This window comes from Citrobacter sp. Cc139 (genome assembly GCF_030334645.1).
Classification (GTDB): Bacteria; Pseudomonadota; Gammaproteobacteria; order Enterobacterales; family Enterobacteriaceae; genus Citrobacter; species Citrobacter werkmanii.
This window is the reverse complement of the sequence record NZ_JAOWDM010000095.1, coordinates 339,636-358,555: the sequence shown is the minus strand read 5'-3', so window position 1 is coordinate 358,555 and position 18,920 is coordinate 339,636. Positions and strand designations below refer to the sequence as shown.

The following is an 18,920-nucleotide window of genomic DNA, read 5'->3' as shown; positions in this document are numbered from 1 at the left end:
TGCCATACCACTCCTAATTACCGATATTTTGCGGCAACGCATGTTTATCGCTGATGATGTTAGATAGTTGTTAACCTAACGCATCAGGTTATGCATAAACACTGCATAACTCTTACCCCCTCATTTTTCTCTTTGCTGGTAACTTGCTGGTTTTGAACGTGTTATGATAAAACCCAGCCGTCGATCACAATTCACACCTCCCCCGCTCGCTTTGTTCACCACCATATTTATTTGGCAATAAACTGTCCCGTACAAATAATAGAATCACAGAACCGCATAAACATTCATCTCATAATAAAAAATACATAAAAATCAAATGATTATTAAGTGTATATATTTTTAAAAATGTACATAAAATTAACATAGATAAATAACAAGACATATTCATGCGTAGCAATTCAGTTATTGAATTTATTATTTTTTAAAATCTCAGAGCCATCTCATATATTAGGAAAGCAAATTCAAATATCGAACCGACTGTGAAACAAATCACGTTTCCGTATCAAATAAGATCTAAATATAGATTCTGAAATCAGCTGAAAAATCATGACTGCAATAAATTGCATTTGCAGCCATCTCCTCTTTATTTTTTAAAATCGAATTAAAGGAATAATGATGGAAAAGCATTATGTCGGTTCTGAAATCGGTCAATTACGTAGCGTGATGCTGCATCGCCCTAATCTCAGCTTAAAAAGGCTGACGCCATCCAACTGTCAGGAGCTGCTTTTTGATGATGTGCTTTCGGTAGAACGTGCAGGTGAAGAGCACGACATTTTCGCCAACACGCTGCGCCAGGAGGGAATTGAGGTTCTGTTACTCACTGATTTATTAACACAAACCCTGGATATTCCCGACGCTAAAAGCTGGCTGCTGGATACGCAAATTTCTGATTATCGCCTTGGACCCACTTTCGCCGCCGATGTCCGCGCCTGGCTTGCGGACATGCAGCACCGGGAACTGGCACGGCATTTAAGCGGCGGGCTGACCTATGGCGAAATCCCTGCCTCTATAAAAAATATGGTGGTGGATACTCATGATATTAATGATTTTATTATGAAGCCATTGCCCAATCATTTATTTACCCGCGACACCTCCTGCTGGATATATAACGGCGTGTCGATTAATCCGATGGCTAAAACCGCCCGGCAACGAGAAACTAATAATCTGCGGGCGATTTACCGCTGGCACCCGCAATTTGCCGATGGTGAATTTATTAAATATTTCGGTGATGAAAATATTAATTACGACCACGCCACATTAGAAGGTGGAGATGTGCTGGTCATTGGTCGCGGTGCGGTACTTATTGGCATGTCTGAGCGCACCACGCCACAAGGAATCGAGTTCCTTGCCCAATCACTCTTCAAGCATCGCCAGGCAGAGCGCGTCATCGCGGTCGAACTGCCTAAGCATCGTTCCTGTATGCATCTCGACACGGTGATGACCCACATTGATATCGATACCTTCTCTGTCTACCCGGAAGTGGTGCGCCCGGACGTGCAGTGCTGGACTCTGACGCCAGACGGGCGCGGCGGCCTGAAACGGACGCAGGAAAGTACGCTGGTTCATGCGCTGGAAAAAGCGCTGGGGCTCGATCAAATTCGCCTGATTACCACCGGCGGTGACGCCTTCGAAGCCGAACGTGAACAGTGGAATGACGCCAACAACGTCCTGACGCTACGTCCCGGCGTGGTTGTGGGTTACGAGCGCAATATCTGGACCAACGAGAAATACGACAAAGCCGGCATCACCGTTTTACCCATTCCTGGCGACGAACTTGGACGCGGACGCGGCGGCGCGCGCTGCATGAGCTGCCCACTGGAACGCGACGGTATTTAAGGAGACGTCATGGAAAATAAACCGACCCTGGTTGTGGCTCTGGGCGGCAACGCGCTGCTCAAACGCGGCGAGCCGCTGGAAGCAGACATCCAACGTAAGAATATTGAGCTGGCGGCAAAAACCATCGCCCGGCTTACGCAACAGTGGCGTGTGATTCTGGTACACGGCAATGGCCCACAGGTTGGACTGCTGGCGTTACAAAACAGCGCTTACGCCAGCGTCACCCCCTATCCGCTCGACATTCTCGGCGCGGAAAGTCAGGGAATGATTGGCTATATGTTGCAACAGGCGCTGAAAAACCAGCTTCCACAGCGAGAAATTAGCGTCCTGCTGACGCAGGTTGAAGTCGATGCCCACGATCCAGCCTTCAGCAATCCCACCAAATATATCGGCCCCATTTACGACCAAACCCAGGCCAGTGCATTACAGGTGGAAAAAGGCTGGGTTTTCAAAGCCGATGGTAAAGCGTTCCGTCGCGTTGTGCCCTCTCCGCAGCCCAAACGTATTGTTGAAAGTGACGCGATCCAGGCGTTGATCGCCCGCGATCATCTGGTCATCTGCAATGGCGGCGGCGGTGTGCCGGTCGTGGAAAAAGCCGATGGCTACCACGGCATTGAAGCCGTGATCGACAAAGATCTCTCCGCCGCCCTACTCGCCAGCCAGCTTCATGCTGATGCGTTGCTCATCCTGACCGATGCCGACGCGGTGTACCTCGACTGGGGCAAACCCACCCAGCGCCCTCTGGCTCAGGTCACCCCCGAAATACTCGGCGAGATGCAGTTCGACGCCGGTTCTATGGGGCCGAAAGTTACCGCCTGCGCGAATTTTGTCTCTCAATGCCAGGGGATAGCAGGCATCGGCTCCTTGGCCGACGGTCCGGCCATTCTCTCGGGAGAGAAAGGCACATTGATTCGGCCCGAAACCATTGCTTACGACGCATGACCCATTTTGCCGGATGGGCGACTGCGCCTTATCCGGCCTACATAAGGACATTCTGATGACTGTTAACTTAAAAAATCGCAATTTTCTTAAATTGCTCGACTATACCCCGGCAGAGATCCAGTACCTGATCGATCTGGCTATCGAATTAAAAACGGCGAAAAAGGCCGGACGCGAAAGACAGACGCTGGTCGGTAAAAATATCGCGCTCATCTTCGAAAAAACCTCAACCCGCACCCGTTGCGCCTTTGAAGTTGGCGCTTTTGATCAGGGCGCGCAGGTGACCTATCTCGGCCCAAGCGGCTCACAGATTGGTCACAAAGAATCGATGAAAGATACCGCCCGCGTGTTAGGCCGTATGTACGACGGTATCGAATATCGCGGATATGGCCAGGAGATCGTCGAAGAACTGGGGCAGTTCGCCGGTGTTCCGGTATGGAACGGACTGACCAACGAATTTCACCCTACGCAGATCCTTGCGGATCTGATGACCATGCTGGAACACGCGCCGGGCAAAACCTTACCTGAACTGAGCTTCGCCTACCTCGGTGACGCCCGCAATAACATGGGTAATTCGCTGATGGTTGGCGCGGCGAAAATGGGGATGGACATCCGCCTCGTCGCCCCTAAATCCTTCTGGCCGGATGAGACGCTGGTTGCCGAATGCCGTGAAATCGCCAGCGTGACAGGCGCGCGCATTACGCTCACAGAGGACGTTGAGGAAGGCGTTTACGACGTGGATTTCCTCTATACCGATGTCTGGGTCTCCATGGGCGAACCCAAAGAGGCATGGGCAGAACGCGTAAGCCTGATGACGCCTTACCAGATTAACCAGCGAGTCATCAACGCAACCGGCAACCCCCATGTGAAATTTATGCACTGTCTGCCCGCCTTCCATAACGAACACACCAAAGTTGGGCGTGAAATCGAAGCGGCTTACGGCCTGAAAGGGCTTGAGGTCACGGAAGAGGTGTTCGAGTCAGCACACTCCATCGTCTTCGACGAAGCAGAAAACCGGATGCATACCATCAAAGCGGTCATGGTAGCGACACTCGGCGACTAACCCCTGCGGGCATATGTCGCCTGACGGCATATGCCCGAGCTATCCGGAGAACATCATGGGCAAATTCAAATTTCCCAGCGCGTATACCATCCTGTTTATTCTTATTGCACTCGTCGCTGTTATGACCTGGATTGTCCCGGCAGGGAAATACCAGATGGCGATGAATGCGACCCTGGGTAAAGAAGTGCCGGTTGCCGGGACTTATGCCCCCACAGAGGCGCATCCACAAGGTATTACCGCTGTACTGCTGGCGCCAATTGACGGTCTTTATAATCACGAGACCTACACCGCCGGCGCCATTGATGTGGCGCTGTTTGTCCTGATCATCGGCGGTTTTCTCGGCGTGGTAAACAAAACGGGGGCCATCGACGCCGGTATCGAACGCGTGACGGTCAGGCTTAACGGCAAAGAAGAGTGGATGATCCCCATCCTGATGGGACTTTTCGCCGCCGGAGGTACGATTTACGGAATGGCGGAAGAGTCGCTACCTTTTTACACGCTGCTCGTCCCGGTAATGATGGCGGCCCGCTTTGATCCACTGGTCGCTGCTGCGACCGTTTTGCTCGGCGCAGGTATCGGCACACTCGGTTCGACCATTAACCCGTTCGCAACGGTTATCGCTGCCAACGCGGCCGGGATCCCCTTCACCCAGGGAATGCTGATGCGCATTCTGCTGCTGGTCGTCGGCTATGTGATCTGCGTGGTGTGGGTCATGCGCTATGCCCGGAAAGTTCGCAGCCATCCTGAGCTGTCTATCGTGGCGGATAAAATGGAGGAAAACCGCGCCCATTTTCTCGGTAGTCGCGCCAATACCAATCTGGAATTCACGGCAACACGGAAATGGATCCTGCTGATTTTCGCCGCCGCCTTTGCGGTAATGATCTATGGGGTGGCGGTACTCGGATGGTGGATGGCAGAAATATCCGCTGTCTTTCTGGCTGCTGCGATTATCGTCGGCGTAATCGCCCGCATGAGTGAAGAGGCATTTACCAGTACGTTCATTGACGGTGCGCGGGATCTGCTTGGCGTGGCGCTGATTATCGGTATTGCGCGCGGCATCGTCGTGGTGATGGATAACGGCATGATCACTCACACCATTTTGCACAGCGCCGAAAATATAGTCTCCGGCCTTTCCACCACCATTTTCATCAATGTGACCTATTGGCTGGAAGTGTTGCTCTCCTTCCTGGTCCCATCGTCCTCTGGGCTGGCGGTCCTCACCATGCCCATTATGGCCCCACTGGCCGACTTCGCGCATGTACAGAGGGATCTGGTCGTCACCGCGTATCAATCCGCTTCCGGCATTGTGAATCTGATTACGCCCACCTCTGCGGTTGTGATGGGGGGACTGGCCATCGCGCGCGTTCCCTATGTGCGTTACCTGAAATGGGTCGCTCCGTTACTGCTTATTTTGACGTTACTGAACATGGTCGTCCTGAGTATCGGCGCGATGCTGTAGCTCTTTTAGCCGTCGGTATCCGACGGCTTTTTTGATCGTTCTCTCGTTTTTCTGCACAACCGCCCGTTTGAGCCGTTATTGATACTGCAAATGTGGTGAATTTCGCCATCGCATTGATACAGATAAGAAATATAAGGTGATTTTATGAAGGAATTCGATGATTACTCTGCCAAAGAGCAAAAACAGCTGGCGATGTGTCAGCGCCTGATTAGCGAAAAAAGCTACCTGTCCCAGGAAGCGCTGCGCCGCGATCTGCAAAGCCACGGCTTTACCAGTATTAGTCAGTCGACGGTGTCTCGTTTGCTGAAGTTGCTTGGGGCCATAAAAATAAGAAATACAAAAGGGCAAAAAATTTATTCTGTCAATCCTCAGTCACGACCCGCTCCTGATGCGGCGCGATCGATCGCTGAAATGGTGGTCAGCATAGAACACAATAGCGAGTTTATCCTCATTCACACCGCTGCAGGATATGGTCGCGCGGTTGCCAGAATCCTCGATTATCACGCCTTGCCGGAAATTCTGGGCGTCATTGCCGGCAGCAGTATCGTCTGGGTCGCGCCGCGCGTCGTGCAGCGAACGGGCCTGGTTCACAAGCAGATTAATTATCTCTTTAAAATGAATTAAAATTCAGAAGAACCGTTTGCGATGAATAAATCGTGCATTTTTCGCTTGATCCCATAACGTAGCTGAGTATAATCGCGGACAATTTGCCGGGAGGATGTATGGTTCAGTGTGTACGACATTTTGTCTTACCGCGTCTGAAAAAGGACGCTGGCCTGCCGTTTTTCTTTCCGTTGATCACCCATTCCGAGCCCCTCAATTGAGGGGCTTTTTTTTTGCCCAGGCGTCAGGAGATAAACATGGCTAACCCGCTCTATCAAAAACACATCATTTCCATAAACGACCTCAGCCGCGATGACCTCAATCTGGTCCTCGCAACGGCGGCGAAATTAAAAGCGAACCCACAACCGGAGCTGTTAAAGCATAAGGTCATCGCCAGTTGCTTCTTTGAGGCGTCCACCCGCACCCGTCTATCCTTTGAAACTTCTATGCACCGTCTGGGCGCCAGTGTGGTAGGTTTCTCTGACAGCAGCAACACGTCTCTGGGCAAAAAAGGCGAAACGCTGGCTGACACCATTTCCGTCATCAGCACCTATGTCGACGCCATCGTCATGCGTCATCCGCAGGAAGGCGCCGCGCGTCTGGCAACAGAATTCTCTGGTAACGTTCCGGTTCTTAACGCGGGCGACGGCTCTAACCAGCATCCAACCCAAACGCTGCTGGATCTGTTTACCATTCAGGAGACACAGGGCCGCCTGGACAATCTGCAAATCGCCATGGTGGGTGATCTGAAATATGGCCGCACCGTCCACTCTTTAACCCAGGCGCTGGCGAAGTTTGAAGGCAACCGCTTCTACTTCATCGCCCCGGATGCGCTGGCCATGCCGCAGTACATTCTGGATATGCTGACTGAAAAGGGCATCGCCTGGAGCCTGCATGGCACTATCGAAGAGGTGATGGCGGAAGTCGATATCCTCTACATGACCCGCGTACAAAAAGAGCGTCTGGACCCATCCGAATACGCCAACGTGAAAGCACAGTTTGTCCTGCGCGCCAGCGACCTGAACGGCGCCAGAGCCAATATGAAGGTACTACATCCGCTGCCGCGTATTGATGAAATCACCACCGACGTCGATAAGACGCCGCACGCCTGGTATTTCCAGCAGGCTGGCAACGGCATCTTCGCCCGCCAGGCGTTACTGGCACTGGTACTGAATAGCGAACTGGCACTGTAAGGGAGAAAAAGAGATGACACACGATAACAAACTGCAGGTTGAAGCCATCAAACGTGGCACCGTGATTGACCATATTCCCGCACAGGTTGGTTTTAAATTACTGACGCTGTTCAAGCTGACAGAAACCGACCAGCGAATCACCATCGGTCTGAATCTGCCGTCCGGTGAGATGGGTCGTAAAGACCTGATTAAAATTGAAAATACCTTCCTGACCGACGAGCAGGTTAACCAGCTCTCTCTGTATGCGCCGCAGGCAACGGTGAACCGCATTGATAATTACGACGTGGTGGGTAAATCACGTCCGAGTCTGCCAGAGCGCATCGACAACGTGCTGGTGTGCCCGAACAGCAACTGCATCAGTCATGCTGAGCCGGTTTCTTCCAGTTTTGCAGTGAAAAAGCGTGCTGATGACATCGCACTCAAATGCAAATACTGTGAAAAAGAGTTTTCGCATTATGTGGTGCTGGCCAACTAATTAGGGTTGGTTATGAGATCCCTGCTCCCTATAATGAGCGGGAACATTCTATTACCGCTGTAATTCAGGAGAAATCATGAGCAAGACTATCGCGACGGAAAATGCACCAGCAGCAATCGGCCCATACGTACAGGGTGTTGACCTGGGTAGCATGGTAATCACTTCCGGTCAGATCCCGGTCGATCCGAAAACCGGCGCCGTAGCGGAAGACGTGTCCGCTCAGGCGCGTCAGTCGCTGGAAAACGTAAAAGCTATCGTTGAAGCAGCAGGTCTGAAAGTGGGCGACATCGTTAAAACGACCGTCTTCGTGAAAGACCTGAACGATTTCGCTACCGTCAACGCCACCTACGAAGCGTTCTTCACCGAGCACAACGCGACCTTCCCGGCGCGTTCTTGCGTGGAAGTTGCTCGTCTGCCGAAAGACGTGAAAATCGAGATTGAAGCGATCGCCGTTCGTCGCTAAACCACCTTGTGCCGGATGGCGGCTTCGCGTAATCCGGCCTATGCAAGCGTAGTTTGTAGGCCCGGTAAGCGCGAGCGCCACCGGGCATTTATCACATCACGCCAAACAGTTTCGGCAGAAACAGCGAAATCGCCGGAATGTATGTCACCAGCATCAGCACCAGGAACAGCACGAGGTAGAATGGCAGCATCGCCTTCACCACCTGCTCGATTTTCTGCTTACTTACCGCACTGGCCACAAACAGCACCGAACCCACCGGCGGCGTAATCAGGCCAATCCCTAAGTTCACCAGCATGATCATACCAAAATGAACCGGATCAATGCCGAGCGCGTTGGTCACCGGTAGTAGCACTGGCGTCAGGATCAGGATCAGCGGCGCCATGTCCATCAGCGTACCGATCAGCAGCAGCATGATGTTAATGCACATCAGGATGACATATTTGTTATCCGAGATGCTGGTGAAGGCTTCGGTAATCCGCATCGGCAACTGCATATAGGTCATGACGGCCCCAAACGCGGCGGCAAAGCCTATCAGGATCATCACGATAGTGACCGTCTTCACCGTGCGGAACATCAGCTTCGGCAGCTCAGACCATTTATAGTCACGATAGATAAACATGGTGACAAAGAAGGCCCAAAGACAGGCAATCGCCGCGGATTCCGTTGCGGTAAAGATACCTGACAGGATCCCGCCCATGATGATCACCACCGTCATTAATCCCCACAGCGTATCGACGAAAATCTTCAGCGCCTGGCGAAACGGTACGCGCTCCCCTTTTGGATAACCGCGTTTATGGGCAAAAGCCACGCACATCACCATCAGGCTAAAGCTCAGCAACAGGCCCGGCAGGATCCCGGCGATGAACAGCGCGGCAATCGACACCGTCCCGCCCGTTGCCAGCGAGTAGATAACCGAGTTATGGCTGGGCGGCGTGAGGATCGCCTGCACCGAGCCGCTGGCGGTTACCGCCGCGGCAAAGTCGCGCGGATAGCCTTTTTTGTCCATCTCCGGGATCATCACTGAACCGATAGAAGCGGTATCGGCCACCGACGATCCTGAAATTGCGCCAAAAAAGGTCGAGGCGACGATATTTACCAGCGACAGCCCGCCGCGGATAAAGCCAACGAAAATATAGGCAAAATTCACCAGGCGGCGCGCGATCCCGCCTTCCGCCATGATTGCCCCGGCCAGAATAAAGAATGGGATCGCCAGCAGCGAAAACTTGTTTACTCCGCTGGTCAGTTGGATCATCACGGCTTCCAGCGGAATATCAATATACCAGGCTCCAATGATGGCGCTAATGCCAACCGCGTACGCTACCGGTACCCCAATCGCCAGCATAATGCCAAGCGTAAAGACGAGAATAAATGCATCCATCTGCTTTCCTTAATGAAATGGGGGCGGTAACTAGCTGGTTGAACCCAGCATGACAACGGGACGTTGATATTGCGGGCCGCGGAAAATCTTTTCTGCGATAAACAGCAGCGTGATGGCGGAGCCAATCGGCAACGGCAGATAGTTTTGCCCGGCGCTTAAAAGCGGGAATTCCGCGACAGGCTGGTCCCACAGCTCAAGACACAGATTGATTCCATACCAGAGAATAAACAGGCTGATCGCCACCAACATGATATCTGCGACAATCGAGCAGTAACGACGGGCGGACTCCCCCAGACGGTCAATCACCATGCTCACCGCGATATGCGAACCTGCGCGATAGCTCACCGCCGCGCCAATAAAGGTGAACGTCACCATACAAAGAATGGCGACCGGTTCAGGCCATGACAGGGCATTGTTCAGGACATAGCGTGCGAATATGCCAATAGGGATAATGGCGACCATAACCAATAATGCGACACCAGCAATCCACATAGAGACCCGATAAAGAAAATCCATTACCGATGAATAGCATTCACCCATAATTATCACCTCGAATTAATCAAAAGACTCAGGCAGAGGATTGCTCCCCTCCGCCTGATGAATTACTTCACATCCTGAATACGTTTGATCAAATCCTGGTGGTCTTTACCGTAATTATCCCGCACTGACTGCGTGGCTTTATAGAAATAGTCCGTATCAATATCGTGGAACTGAACGCCATTGGCTTTCATAGTTTCCAGAGATTTCGCATTATATTCTTGCCAAAGTTTGCGTTGTTCAACCTGCGCTTCTTTGGCGAGCTTAATAATGAGTTCCTGGTCTTCTTTTTTCAATTTATCCCATTTGGCTTTGGAAAACAGAAAAAGCTCAGGAATAATAAAGTGTTTGCTCCAGGTATAGTTTTTAACGACCGGTAAATAGTTGTGCGCAACAAATGTTGGCGGGTTATTTTCCGTACCATCAATAACGCCGGTCTGCATACCGCTAAACACTTCGCTGACGCCCATCACGATGGCGTTAGCCCCCATCGCTTTTAGGGTATCCAGCGCTATCGGACTCCCTTGAACACGGATTTTCATACCGTGTAAATCTTCCGGTTTCACCACCGGATTTTTGGTAATCAGGTTGCGCGTCCCGGCGTCCATCCAACCCAGGAATACCAGCCGCGATTTCGTATTGGCCGTCAGGCGGTCGCCAATCTCCTGACCGATCATGCCGTCAAGGACCTTATGCATATGGTCTTCATCGCGAAAGATATACGGCAGGGTAAATACGTTAATTTCAGGAAGAATAGCGGCAACAGGCGTCATTGAGACGCGAATAATATCGATAGCGCCTAATTGCGCCTGCTCAATCATCTGTTTTTCATCACCTAACACGCCACCTGGAAATGTTTTAATCTCCAGACGGCCATCGGTCGCGGCGCTGAGTTTCTCCCCCATATGTTTCACTGCGACGACGTTCGGGTAATCAGCCGGATGCACATCCGCGGCGCGAAAAGTTTGTGCCAGCGTTGCATGACTCGCCAGTAATACGGACGCGCCAATACACAGACTTAACAGGTTTTTTGTCAGTTTCATTTGTCCTTCTCCAGAAGTTCATAATATCCATTAACAGGAATAGCTTGCAGAGCAAATGACTGCCGGAATTAAAACGGGCAGCGAGAAACTTTCTTAACGACGTTACCTGCGCAGACTAGCTGGTGTAACAATTTATTTCGATGACTGCGTTCACAAAAAATCGCAGATGCTAATAATTTTTAGCACAGTGTTTCATTTTTGCAACGCAGATCGTTTTATTGATAAAAAAACAACGCAAAGAAGGCGATTTGATACTAATTCTCTCAGTTAGCATTTCAATAAAAATAAAACACTACTATTTCGCGAGAATATCTTTCGAATGAAAAAGAGAAATGCAGGATGGTATTTACACCATCCTGCTGAGAAGTTTGATGTTTACTGCCAACCGTAGCGACGGCTATAAAAACCTTTCACTAATTGGGTCAATGTCATGTAGCCCGCCAGAATCGCAATCAGCCACGGGAAGTAGCTCAGCGGCAGCGCCTGTAATTGCAGATAGCTGGCCAGCGGCGAGAACGGCAATGCAATGCCCACCACCATCACGACCAGCGTCATTAGCATCAGCGGCCATGCGGCGCGACTTTGGATAAACGGCACGCGACGGGTACGGATCATATGCACAATCAGCGTTTGCGACAGCAGGCCCACCACGAACCAGCCCGACTGGAACAACGTCTGATGCTCTGGCGTATTGGCATGGAAGACAAACCACATCAGGCAAAAGGTCAGAATGTCAAAGATCGAGCTGATCGGCCCAAAGAAGATCATAAAGCGGCCCAGTTCGGCGGGATTCCAACGCTGGGGCTTTTTGATCTGCTCTTCGTCGACGTTATCAAACGGAATCGCCACCTGGGATACATCATACAGCAGGTTCTGAATCAGTAAGTGCAGCGGCAACATCGGCAGGAACGGTAAAAAGGCGCTCGCCACCAGCACGCTAAACACATTACCGAAGTTAGAACTGGCCGTCATTTTGATGTACTTCAACATGTTAGAAAAAGTACGGCGTCCTTCGATCACCCCTTCTTCCAGCACCATCAGGCTCTTTTCCAGCAGGATAATATCCGCCGCTTCACGTGCAATATCGACCGCGCCATCAACAGAGATACCGATGTCCGCCGCGCGCAGCGCCGGGGCGTCGTTGATGCCATCGCCCATAAAGCCAACCACGTGGCCTTCACGCTTGAGCAGCGTGACAATGCGCTCTTTGTGCATCGGCGTCAGGCGGGCAAACAACGTAGTGCGCTGAGCAAGCGTTGCCAGTTCGTCATCGCTTAATCCTTCAATGCTACTGCCAATCACCACATCGCCCGCATCCAGCCCCACTTCATGGCACACTTTTGCCGCCACCAGCTCGCTATCGCCGGTGAGAATTTTCACCGTAATACCACTGGCTTTCAGCGCCTTCAGCGCCGGCGCGGTGGTCTCTTTCGGCGGATCGAGGAACGCGATATAGCCTTCGAGGATCAGATCCGACTCATCAATACGCTGGTAATCACCTTCACGCGCGGGCAGGTACTTGGTGGCCACCGCCACTACGCGCAGCCCCTGGCGGTTCAGCGTATCGGTAACGCGTTTCACCCGACGCAGCATGCCCTCATCCAGGGGGACAATCTCGCCGTTGTGGCGCACCTGGGTGCAGACGCTGAGGATCTCCTGCAGCGCGCCTTTGCACACCAGGTGGTGCACATCCGTTTCTTCCGCCACCACCACCGACATGCGGCGACGTTCAAAATCAAACGGGATCTCATCGATTTTCTGCCAACGGGTAGAAAGCTGGCGGGCAGACTCCTCATCCACGCCTTCCAGTACCGCCGTATCCAGCAGATTCTTCAGCCCGGTCTGGTAATGGCTGTTCAGCCACGCGGAATGCAGAACGTGCTCGCTGGGTTTTCCAGAGATATCAGTGTGATTCTCCAGCACAATTTTATCCTGCGTCAGGGTCCCGGTTTTATCGGTGCACAGGATATCCATCGCGCCAAAGTTCTGGATGGCATCAAGGTGCTTGACGATGACTTTCTGTTTAGACAGCTTCACCGCCCCGCGCGCCAGCGTCGAGGTGACGATCATCGGCAGCATTTCCGGGGTCAGCCCCACCGCAACAGACAGCGCAAACAGCGCCGCCTCCCACCAGTCGCCTTTGGTATAGCCGTTAATGATGAGCACAATGGGCGCCATCACCAGCATAAAGCGGATCAGCAACATGCTGACGCGGCTGATCCCTTTCTGGAAGGCATTCTGCTCGCTTTCCTGCTCGCTGACGCGCCCCGCCAGTTGCCCGAACCAGGTATTGGCTCCGGTCGAAATCACGATAGCCTGCGCCGTGCCGCTCACCACGTTGGTCCCCATAAAGCACAGAGTATCGCACTCCAGCGGGTTGCTTTGCTGCGGGTCGCGGCTGGTTGCGACTTTCTCCACGGGCAGCGATTCACCGGTCAGCGAAGCCTGCGCCACAAACAGATCGCGCGCCTGGACGATACGTAAATCCGCCGGGATCATATCCCCTGCCGCCAGCTTGATGACATCACCGGGTACCAACTGGTCAATCGGCAGTTCAACCCAACCGTTCTCGCCTTTTTCGTTGATAACGCGCAGCACCGTGGCGGTGTTGCTGACCATCGCTTTTAGCGCATCTGCCGCTTTGGTGGAACGCGCCTCCTGCACAAAATTCAGCAGCGTCGAGATGGCGACCATCAGCGCGATTACGCCAGCAGCAAACAGATCCTCAGTGGCATAGGAAATGGCGCCAAGAATGGTCAGCAGAATATTAAACGGATTGCGGTAGCAGACCCACAGATGCACCCACCACGGCGACGGCTTCTGCGCCGGCAACTGGTTTTCGCCATGGATTTCGCGGGCGCTCTCGACCTCTGCGGCGTTTAATCCTTCCGGGTGTGCGCCAAACGTTTTCCACAGCGCGGCTTCGTCCATCAGCGCCATTTTCAGGCAATGTTCGCTCAGCGAGGGCGGGATCGGTGTGCTGGCAACGGTCTGCGCATTGGGCAACGGGTCGCGATGCACCAGACGATGTGGTAAATGGCGGTTAAGCCGGGCAAACAGCTGGCGAGTCATATTTTTGAACATAGGCAGTCCCCCTGCGCCAGTCTTAACAGGCGCAGTAAATCTTTCAGGCGTGGCAAAGCCTTGCCTGATGGCAATTTTAAAATCACAACAGGGACGTCAGAACGTCACTGTCTTACGCATCCGGTAAGACAGTGAAAGACAGGCTTACCGGAAAGTTGTGTTTCTCCGTCTCGGGAGAGGGGTGGGATCGGGATCCATATAGCCTCCGGTAAGTGAATGATAAGCGCTGCGGATTATACGCAGAAAACCATAAGGTTTGTGGCAATTATGGCGGTATGATAAAGCATAGAAACTAAACCAAACGTATACCAGACTTTGCCCATTGCACTGTGCTTGAGTAAAGTTATTCTCTTTTGGCATAACTTCACACGCGACACGGGAAAACAGGATGCAAAATCGGCTGACCATTAAAGACATCGCCCGCTTAAGCGGCGTGGGGAAATCCACGGTTTCCCGCGTTCTCAACAACGAAAGCGGCGTCAGCGAACGTACCCGTGAACGCGTCGAAGCGGTGATGAATCAGCACGGTTTTTCCCCTTCCCGCTCCGCACGCGCCATGCGTGGGCAAAGCGACAAGGTGGTGGCGATTATCGTCACGCGCCTGGATTCTCTTTCAGAAAATCTCGCCGTGCAGACCATGCTGCCCGCTTTTTATGAACAGGGTTACGATCCGATCATGATGGAAAGCCAGTTCTCGCCTGAACTGGTCGAAGAACATCTGGGCATGCTCAGACGCCGTAATATTGACGGTGTGGTGCTGTTTGGTTTTACCGGCATTACCGAAACGATGCTCACCTCCTGGCAGGATTCTCTGGTGCTGCTGGCCAGAGATGCCAAAGGCTTTGCCTCCGTCTGCTATGACGATGAGGGCGCTATTCATACCCTGATGCAGCGTTTATACGATCGCGACCACCGCCATATTAGCTTTCTTGGCGTCCCCCATAGCGACGTGACCACCGGTAAGCGCCGTCATGAAGCCTACCTGGCATTCTGTAAGAAACACAAACTGCATCCGGTTGCCGCACTACCGGGCCTGGCCATGAAGCAGGGCTATGAGCAGGCCGCCAATGTCATCACCCCGGAAACCACCGCCTTAGTCTGCGCGACGGATACCCTTGCCCTTGGGGTCAGCAAATATCTGCAGGAGCAGCGGATTGATAATCTGCAGTTGGCGAGTGTGGGCAACACACCGCTAATGAAATTCCTCCATCCGGAAATTATCACCGTCGATCCCGGTTACGCTGAAGCCGGACGACAAGCGGCCTCGCAGCTGATCGAGCAGATCAACGGCCGTAGCGAACCGCGACAAATCGTTATTCCCTCCACCCTCGCCTGATCGCTTTCTGAGCGCTAATTTGTGATCTTCGCTGCGTTTCGGGAACGTTCCCGTTTTTAAATATTCATCGAAGATATACTCTTGCGCCAACAACGCGGGAGTTGCCGGATGGCGACCTAACGCGTCTTATCCGGCCTACGGGGAATACACGTCATCATGAGCAAAATAAAACAAGCAGACATCGACCGGCTGATTGAGCTGGTAGGCGGGCGCGACAATATCGCTACGGTGAGCCACTGCATCACTCGCCTGCGTTTTGTGCTGAATCAGCCTGCGAATGCCAGGCCAAAAGAGATAGAGCAGTTACCGATGGTCAAAGGCTGCTTCACCAACGCCGGGCAGTTTCAGGTGGTGATTGGTACCGAGGTGGGCGATTACTACAAAGCGCTGCTGGCGACCACCGGCCAGGCCAGTGCCGACAAAGAGCAGGCGAAAAAAGCCGCGCGGCAGAACATGAAGTGGCATGAACAGCTCATTTCTCATTTTGCAGAGATCTTCTTCCCTCTGCTGCCAGCGCTGATTAGCGGCGGCTTGATCTTAGGTTTTCGCAATGTGATCGGCGATCTGCCAATGAGTAACGGCCAGACGCTGGCGCAGATGCATCCGTCGCTGAAAACCCTCTACGACTTCCTGTGGCTGATTGGCGAAGCGATCTTCTTCTATCTGCCTGTCGGGATCTGCTGGTCAGCGGTGAAGAAAATGGGCGGTACGCCGATCCTCGGTATTGTGCTGGGTGTGACCCTGGTTTCGCCGCAGCTGATGAACGCCTATCTGCTCGGTCAACAGGTGCCGGAAGTGTGGAACTTCGGCCTGTTCAGCATAGAGAAAGTGGGCTACCAGGCGCAGGTTATCCCGGCACTGCTGGCTGGTCTGGCGCTTGGATTTATTGAAACGCGCATGAAACGCATCGTCCCGGATTATCTGTATCTGGTGATCGTCCCGGTGTGCTCGCTGATCCTCGCGGTATTCCTTGCGCACGCCTTTATCGGTCCGTTTGGCCGCATGATCGGCGACGGCGTGGCGTTCGCGGTTCGTCATCTGATGACCGGCAGCTTTGCGCCGATTGGCGCGGCACTGTTCGGCTTCCTGTATGCGCCGCTGGTGATCACCGGCGTACACCAGACCACGCTGGCTATCGACATGCAGATGATCCAGAGCATGGGCGGTACGCCGGTATGGCCGCTGATTGCGCTGTCAAACATCGCTCAGGCTTCTGCGGTGGTCGGCATCATTATCTCCAGCCGCAAACACAATGAACGCGAAATATCAGTACCTGCGGCGATCTCGGCTTATCTCGGGGTAACGGAACCGGCGATGTACGGGATCAACCTGAAATACCGCTTCCCGATGCTGTGCGCGATGATCGGCTCCGGTCTCGCCGGTCTGCTGTGCGGCCTGAACGGCGTGATGGCGAACGGCATTGGCGTCGGCGGCCTGCCGGGAATCCTCTCCATTCAGCCGACTTACTGGCAGGTGTTTGGCATGGCGATGGTCATCGCGATCGTTATCCCGATGGTACTGACCTCATTCGTCTACCAGCGTAAATACCGTCAGGGCACATTACAGATTGTGTAACTTTTCTTCGGGGCGCAGTTGCGCCCCATCGTATCTCCAGGAAACAGCAATGAATATTCCACACTGGTGGCAAAACGGCGTTATCTATCAGGTGTATCCCAAGAGTTTTCAGGACACCACCGGCAGCGGCACGGGTGATTTGCGCGGCGTAACGCAGCGCCTCGGCTATCTGCAAAAGCTGGGCGTGGACGCTATCTGGCTGACGCCGTTCTACATTTCGCCGCAGGTTGATAACGGCTACGATGTCGCCGACTACATGTCAGTTGACCCGGCTTACGGCACGCTTGCAGACTTTGACGAACTGGTAGCAGCGGCGAAAGCGCGCGGCATACGCATTATTCTGGATATGGTGTTTAACCACACCTCAACCCAGCACGCCTGGTTTCGTGAGGCGCTGGATAAAGACAGCCCGTATCGTCAGTTTTATCTCTGGCGCGACGGCGAACCGACCACCCCGCCGAACAACTGGCAGTCAAAATTTGGCGGCAGCGCCTGGGGCTGGCACGCCGAAAGCGAGCAGTATTATCTGCATCTCTTTGCCCCGGAGCAGGCCGACCTGAACTGGCAAAACCCGGCGGTACGCGCCGAGCTGAAAAAAGTGTGCGAGTTCTGGGCCGATCGCGGCGTGGACGGCCTGCGCCTCGACGTAGTCAATCTTATCTCCAAAGATCAGGACTTCCCGAACGATCCCGACGGCGATGGCCGCCGTTTTTATACCGACGGTCCGCGCGCGCATGCGTTTTTACGCGAGATGAACCGCGACGTTTTCACCCCACGTAGCCTGATGACGGTCGGCGAAATGTCTTCCACCACGCTGGAAAACTGTCAGCAATACGCCGCGCTGGACGGTAGCGAACTGTCGATGACTTTTAACTTCCACCACCTGAAGGTGGATTACCCCAACGGTGAAAAATGGACGTTAGCCAAACCGGACTACGTGGCGCTCAAAACTCTGTTCCGCCACTGGCAGCAGGGCATGCACAACGTCGCATGGAATGCGCTGTTCTGGTGTAACCACGATCAGCCGCGCATCGTGTCGCGTTTTGGCGATGAAGGGAAATACCGTGTGCCCGCCGCCAAAATGCTGGCGATGGTGCTGCACGGTATGCAGGGTACGCCCTATATCTACCAGGGGGAAGAGATTGGCATGACCAACCCGCACTTCCGCCAGATTACTGATTACCGCGATGTAGAAAGCCATAACATGTTCGCCGAACTGAACAGGCAGGGACGCGATGCCGAAGAGTTGCTGGCAATCCTCGCCAGTAAATCCCGCGATAACAGCCGCACGCCAATGCAGTGGGATGCCAGCCAACACGCGGGCTTCACCGCGGGCGAGCCGTGGATCAATCTGTGTGACAACGCAGCCGAGATCAACGTTGCAGCGGCGCTTGATGATGCTGATTCTGTGTTTTACACCTATCAGAAGCTGATCGCCCTGCGTAAAACGGAGCCGGTTATCACCTGGGGCGATTACCAGGATCTGTTACCAGACAGCCCACACGTATGGTGTTATCAGCGCGAATGGCAAGGACGGCGGCTGCTGGTCATAGCCAACCTGAGCGATACCTTCCAGAACTGGCAACCGACGCATGCCGACGGAAACTGGCAGGTGCTGATGCACAACTATGCCGAGGTCGCCAGCCAACCCGTTGACATGACGCTGCGCCCTTTTGAAGCCGTCTGGTGGGTGCAAAAATAGCTTGCAATGATGTTCAGGCCCGGTACGCATAGCGTGGCCGGGCGTTGTCGCCTACGCTCAGCTTACCTTCCTGTTTTTGCTGAATAATTAATCAGAATTTTCCAGGGGTAATTTACAATCGGCTGTAGCGCCCGTCATCTGTACGCTCCGATTTTTACTTTGCGCTACATCAAAAAAATCGTAAACATCCTTGATGCAAATCACTACATATAGAACTTAAAATGCACGCCGACC

At 53.2% G+C, this 18,920-nt stretch carries 19 protein-coding genes; 13 read left to right on the top strand and 6 right to left on the bottom strand.

The features are described 5' to 3' along the window. The first annotated feature begins 615 nt into the window (after window positions 1-615). The 5 genes from arcA (at window position 616) to OGV69_RS24995 (ending at window position 5,921) form a co-directional block, all read left to right on the top strand. Window positions 616-1,836 carry an arginine deiminase gene (gene arcA, locus OGV69_RS25015; protein WP_038636756.1) on the top strand — a complete coding sequence of 407 codons (1,221 nt, stop codon included), beginning with the start codon at window positions 616-618 and terminating at the stop codon, window positions 1,834-1,836. Window positions 1,837-1,845: 9 nt separating this feature from the next. Beyond that, window positions 1,846-2,778, top strand: coding sequence for a carbamate kinase (gene arcC, locus OGV69_RS25010; protein ID WP_038636753.1), 933 nt, complete (start codon window positions 1,846-1,848; stop codon window positions 2,776-2,778). A 55-nt stretch (window positions 2,779-2,833) separates the two neighbouring features. Then, window positions 2,834-3,838, top strand: a complete 1,005-nt coding sequence (argF, locus tag OGV69_RS25005; protein WP_069324773.1) for an ornithine carbamoyltransferase — start codon at window positions 2,834-2,836, stop codon at window positions 3,836-3,838. Window positions 3,839-3,893: 55 nt separating this feature from the next. Beyond that, window positions 3,894-5,297, top strand: coding sequence for a YfcC family protein (locus OGV69_RS25000; protein ID WP_038636748.1), 1,404 nt, complete (start codon window positions 3,894-3,896; stop codon window positions 5,295-5,297). 144 nt (window positions 5,298-5,441) lie between these two features. Beyond that, on the top strand, window positions 5,442-5,921 hold the full coding sequence (locus tag OGV69_RS24995) for an arginine repressor (RefSeq protein WP_038636746.1): 480 nt from the start codon (window positions 5,442-5,444) through the stop codon (window positions 5,919-5,921). Here the strand turns inward: OGV69_RS24995 and OGV69_RS24990 are convergent. Then, entirely contained in the window at window positions 5,918-6,040 is a 123-nt protein-coding gene (locus OGV69_RS24990; protein WP_087857458.1) for a hypothetical protein, read from the bottom strand. The two genes, OGV69_RS24995 and OGV69_RS24990, sit on opposite strands and share 4 nt — an antisense overlap. Here OGV69_RS24990 and pyrL point away from each other — a divergent pair. The 5 genes from pyrL to ridA all read left to right on the top strand — a co-directional run bounded on the left by pyrL (window position 6,020) and on the right by ridA (window position 8,031). Then, window positions 6,020-6,121 (top strand): pyr operon leader peptide, encoded by a 102-nt coding sequence (gene pyrL, locus OGV69_RS24985; protein WP_003025819.1) that lies wholly within the window; start codon window positions 6,020-6,022, stop codon window positions 6,119-6,121. The two genes, OGV69_RS24990 and pyrL, sit on opposite strands and share 21 nt — an antisense overlap. Continuing rightward, window positions 6,102-6,155, top strand: coding sequence for a pyrBI operon leader peptide (locus OGV69_RS25250; protein ID WP_106875647.1), 54 nt, complete (start codon window positions 6,102-6,104; stop codon window positions 6,153-6,155). The genes pyrL and OGV69_RS25250 overlap by 20 nt, the downstream gene beginning before the upstream one ends. 2 nt (window positions 6,156-6,157) lie before the next feature. Beyond that, on the top strand, window positions 6,158-7,093 hold the full coding sequence (gene pyrB / locus OGV69_RS24980) for an aspartate carbamoyltransferase (RefSeq protein WP_038636743.1): 936 nt from the start codon (window positions 6,158-6,160) through the stop codon (window positions 7,091-7,093). Between the two features lie 13 nt (window positions 7,094-7,106). Beyond that, window positions 7,107-7,568, top strand: a complete 462-nt coding sequence (gene pyrI, locus OGV69_RS24975) for an aspartate carbamoyltransferase regulatory subunit (protein ID WP_069324772.1) — start codon at window positions 7,107-7,109, stop codon at window positions 7,566-7,568. Between the two features lie 76 nt (window positions 7,569-7,644). Continuing rightward, entirely contained in the window at window positions 7,645-8,031 is a 387-nt protein-coding gene (ridA, locus tag OGV69_RS24970) for a 2-iminobutanoate/2-iminopropanoate deaminase (protein WP_000047544.1), read from the top strand. A gap of 91 nt (window positions 8,032-8,122) precedes the next feature. On the opposite strand, the gene OGV69_RS24965 is transcribed toward ridA, so the two are convergent. The 5 genes from OGV69_RS24965 to mgtL form a co-directional block, all read right to left on the bottom strand. Then, on the bottom strand, window positions 8,123-9,409 hold the full coding sequence (locus OGV69_RS24965) for a TRAP transporter large permease (RefSeq protein WP_003839607.1): 1,287 nt from the start codon (window positions 9,407-9,409) through the stop codon (window positions 8,123-8,125). Between the two features lie 30 nt (window positions 9,410-9,439). Beyond that, window positions 9,440-9,949: a TRAP transporter small permease gene (locus OGV69_RS24960; RefSeq protein ID WP_038636733.1), complete on the bottom strand. Its 510-nt coding sequence runs from the start codon at window positions 9,947-9,949 to the stop codon at window positions 9,440-9,442. Window positions 9,950-10,011: 62 nt separating this feature from the next. Next, window positions 10,012-10,989: a TRAP transporter substrate-binding protein gene (locus OGV69_RS24955; RefSeq protein ID WP_069324771.1), complete on the bottom strand. Its 978-nt coding sequence runs from the start codon at window positions 10,987-10,989 to the stop codon at window positions 10,012-10,014. A 375-nt stretch (window positions 10,990-11,364) separates the two neighbouring features. After that, a complete protein-coding gene (gene mgtA / locus OGV69_RS24950; RefSeq protein WP_069324770.1) occupies window positions 11,365-14,073 on the bottom strand; it encodes a magnesium-translocating P-type ATPase in 2,709 nt (902 codons plus the stop codon). A gap of 144 nt (window positions 14,074-14,217) precedes the next feature. Further along, a complete protein-coding gene (gene mgtL, locus OGV69_RS25245; RefSeq protein ID WP_223229530.1) occupies window positions 14,218-14,271 on the bottom strand; it encodes a mgtA regulatory leader peptide MgtL in 54 nt (17 codons plus the stop codon). Window positions 14,272-14,461: 190 nt separating this feature from the next. Here mgtL and treR point away from each other — a divergent pair, with 190 nt between their 5' ends. The 3 genes from treR (at window position 14,462) to treC (ending at window position 18,686) form a co-directional block, all read left to right on the top strand. After that, the gene (gene treR, locus OGV69_RS24945; RefSeq protein ID WP_038636723.1) at window positions 14,462-15,409 is read left to right on the top strand and encodes a trehalose operon repressor TreR; all 948 of its coding nucleotides are present in this window, start codon (window positions 14,462-14,464) and stop codon (window positions 15,407-15,409) included. Window positions 15,410-15,565: 156 nt separating this feature from the next. Continuing rightward, on the top strand, window positions 15,566-16,984 hold the full coding sequence (gene treB / locus OGV69_RS24940) for a PTS trehalose transporter subunit IIBC (RefSeq protein WP_038636721.1): 1,419 nt from the start codon (window positions 15,566-15,568) through the stop codon (window positions 16,982-16,984). Window positions 16,985-17,033: 49 nt separating this feature from the next. After that, window positions 17,034-18,686 carry an alpha,alpha-phosphotrehalase gene (treC, locus tag OGV69_RS24935; RefSeq protein WP_069324768.1) on the top strand — a complete coding sequence of 551 codons (1,653 nt, stop codon included), beginning with the start codon at window positions 17,034-17,036 and terminating at the stop codon, window positions 18,684-18,686. Window positions 18,687-18,920 lie beyond the last annotated feature (234 nt).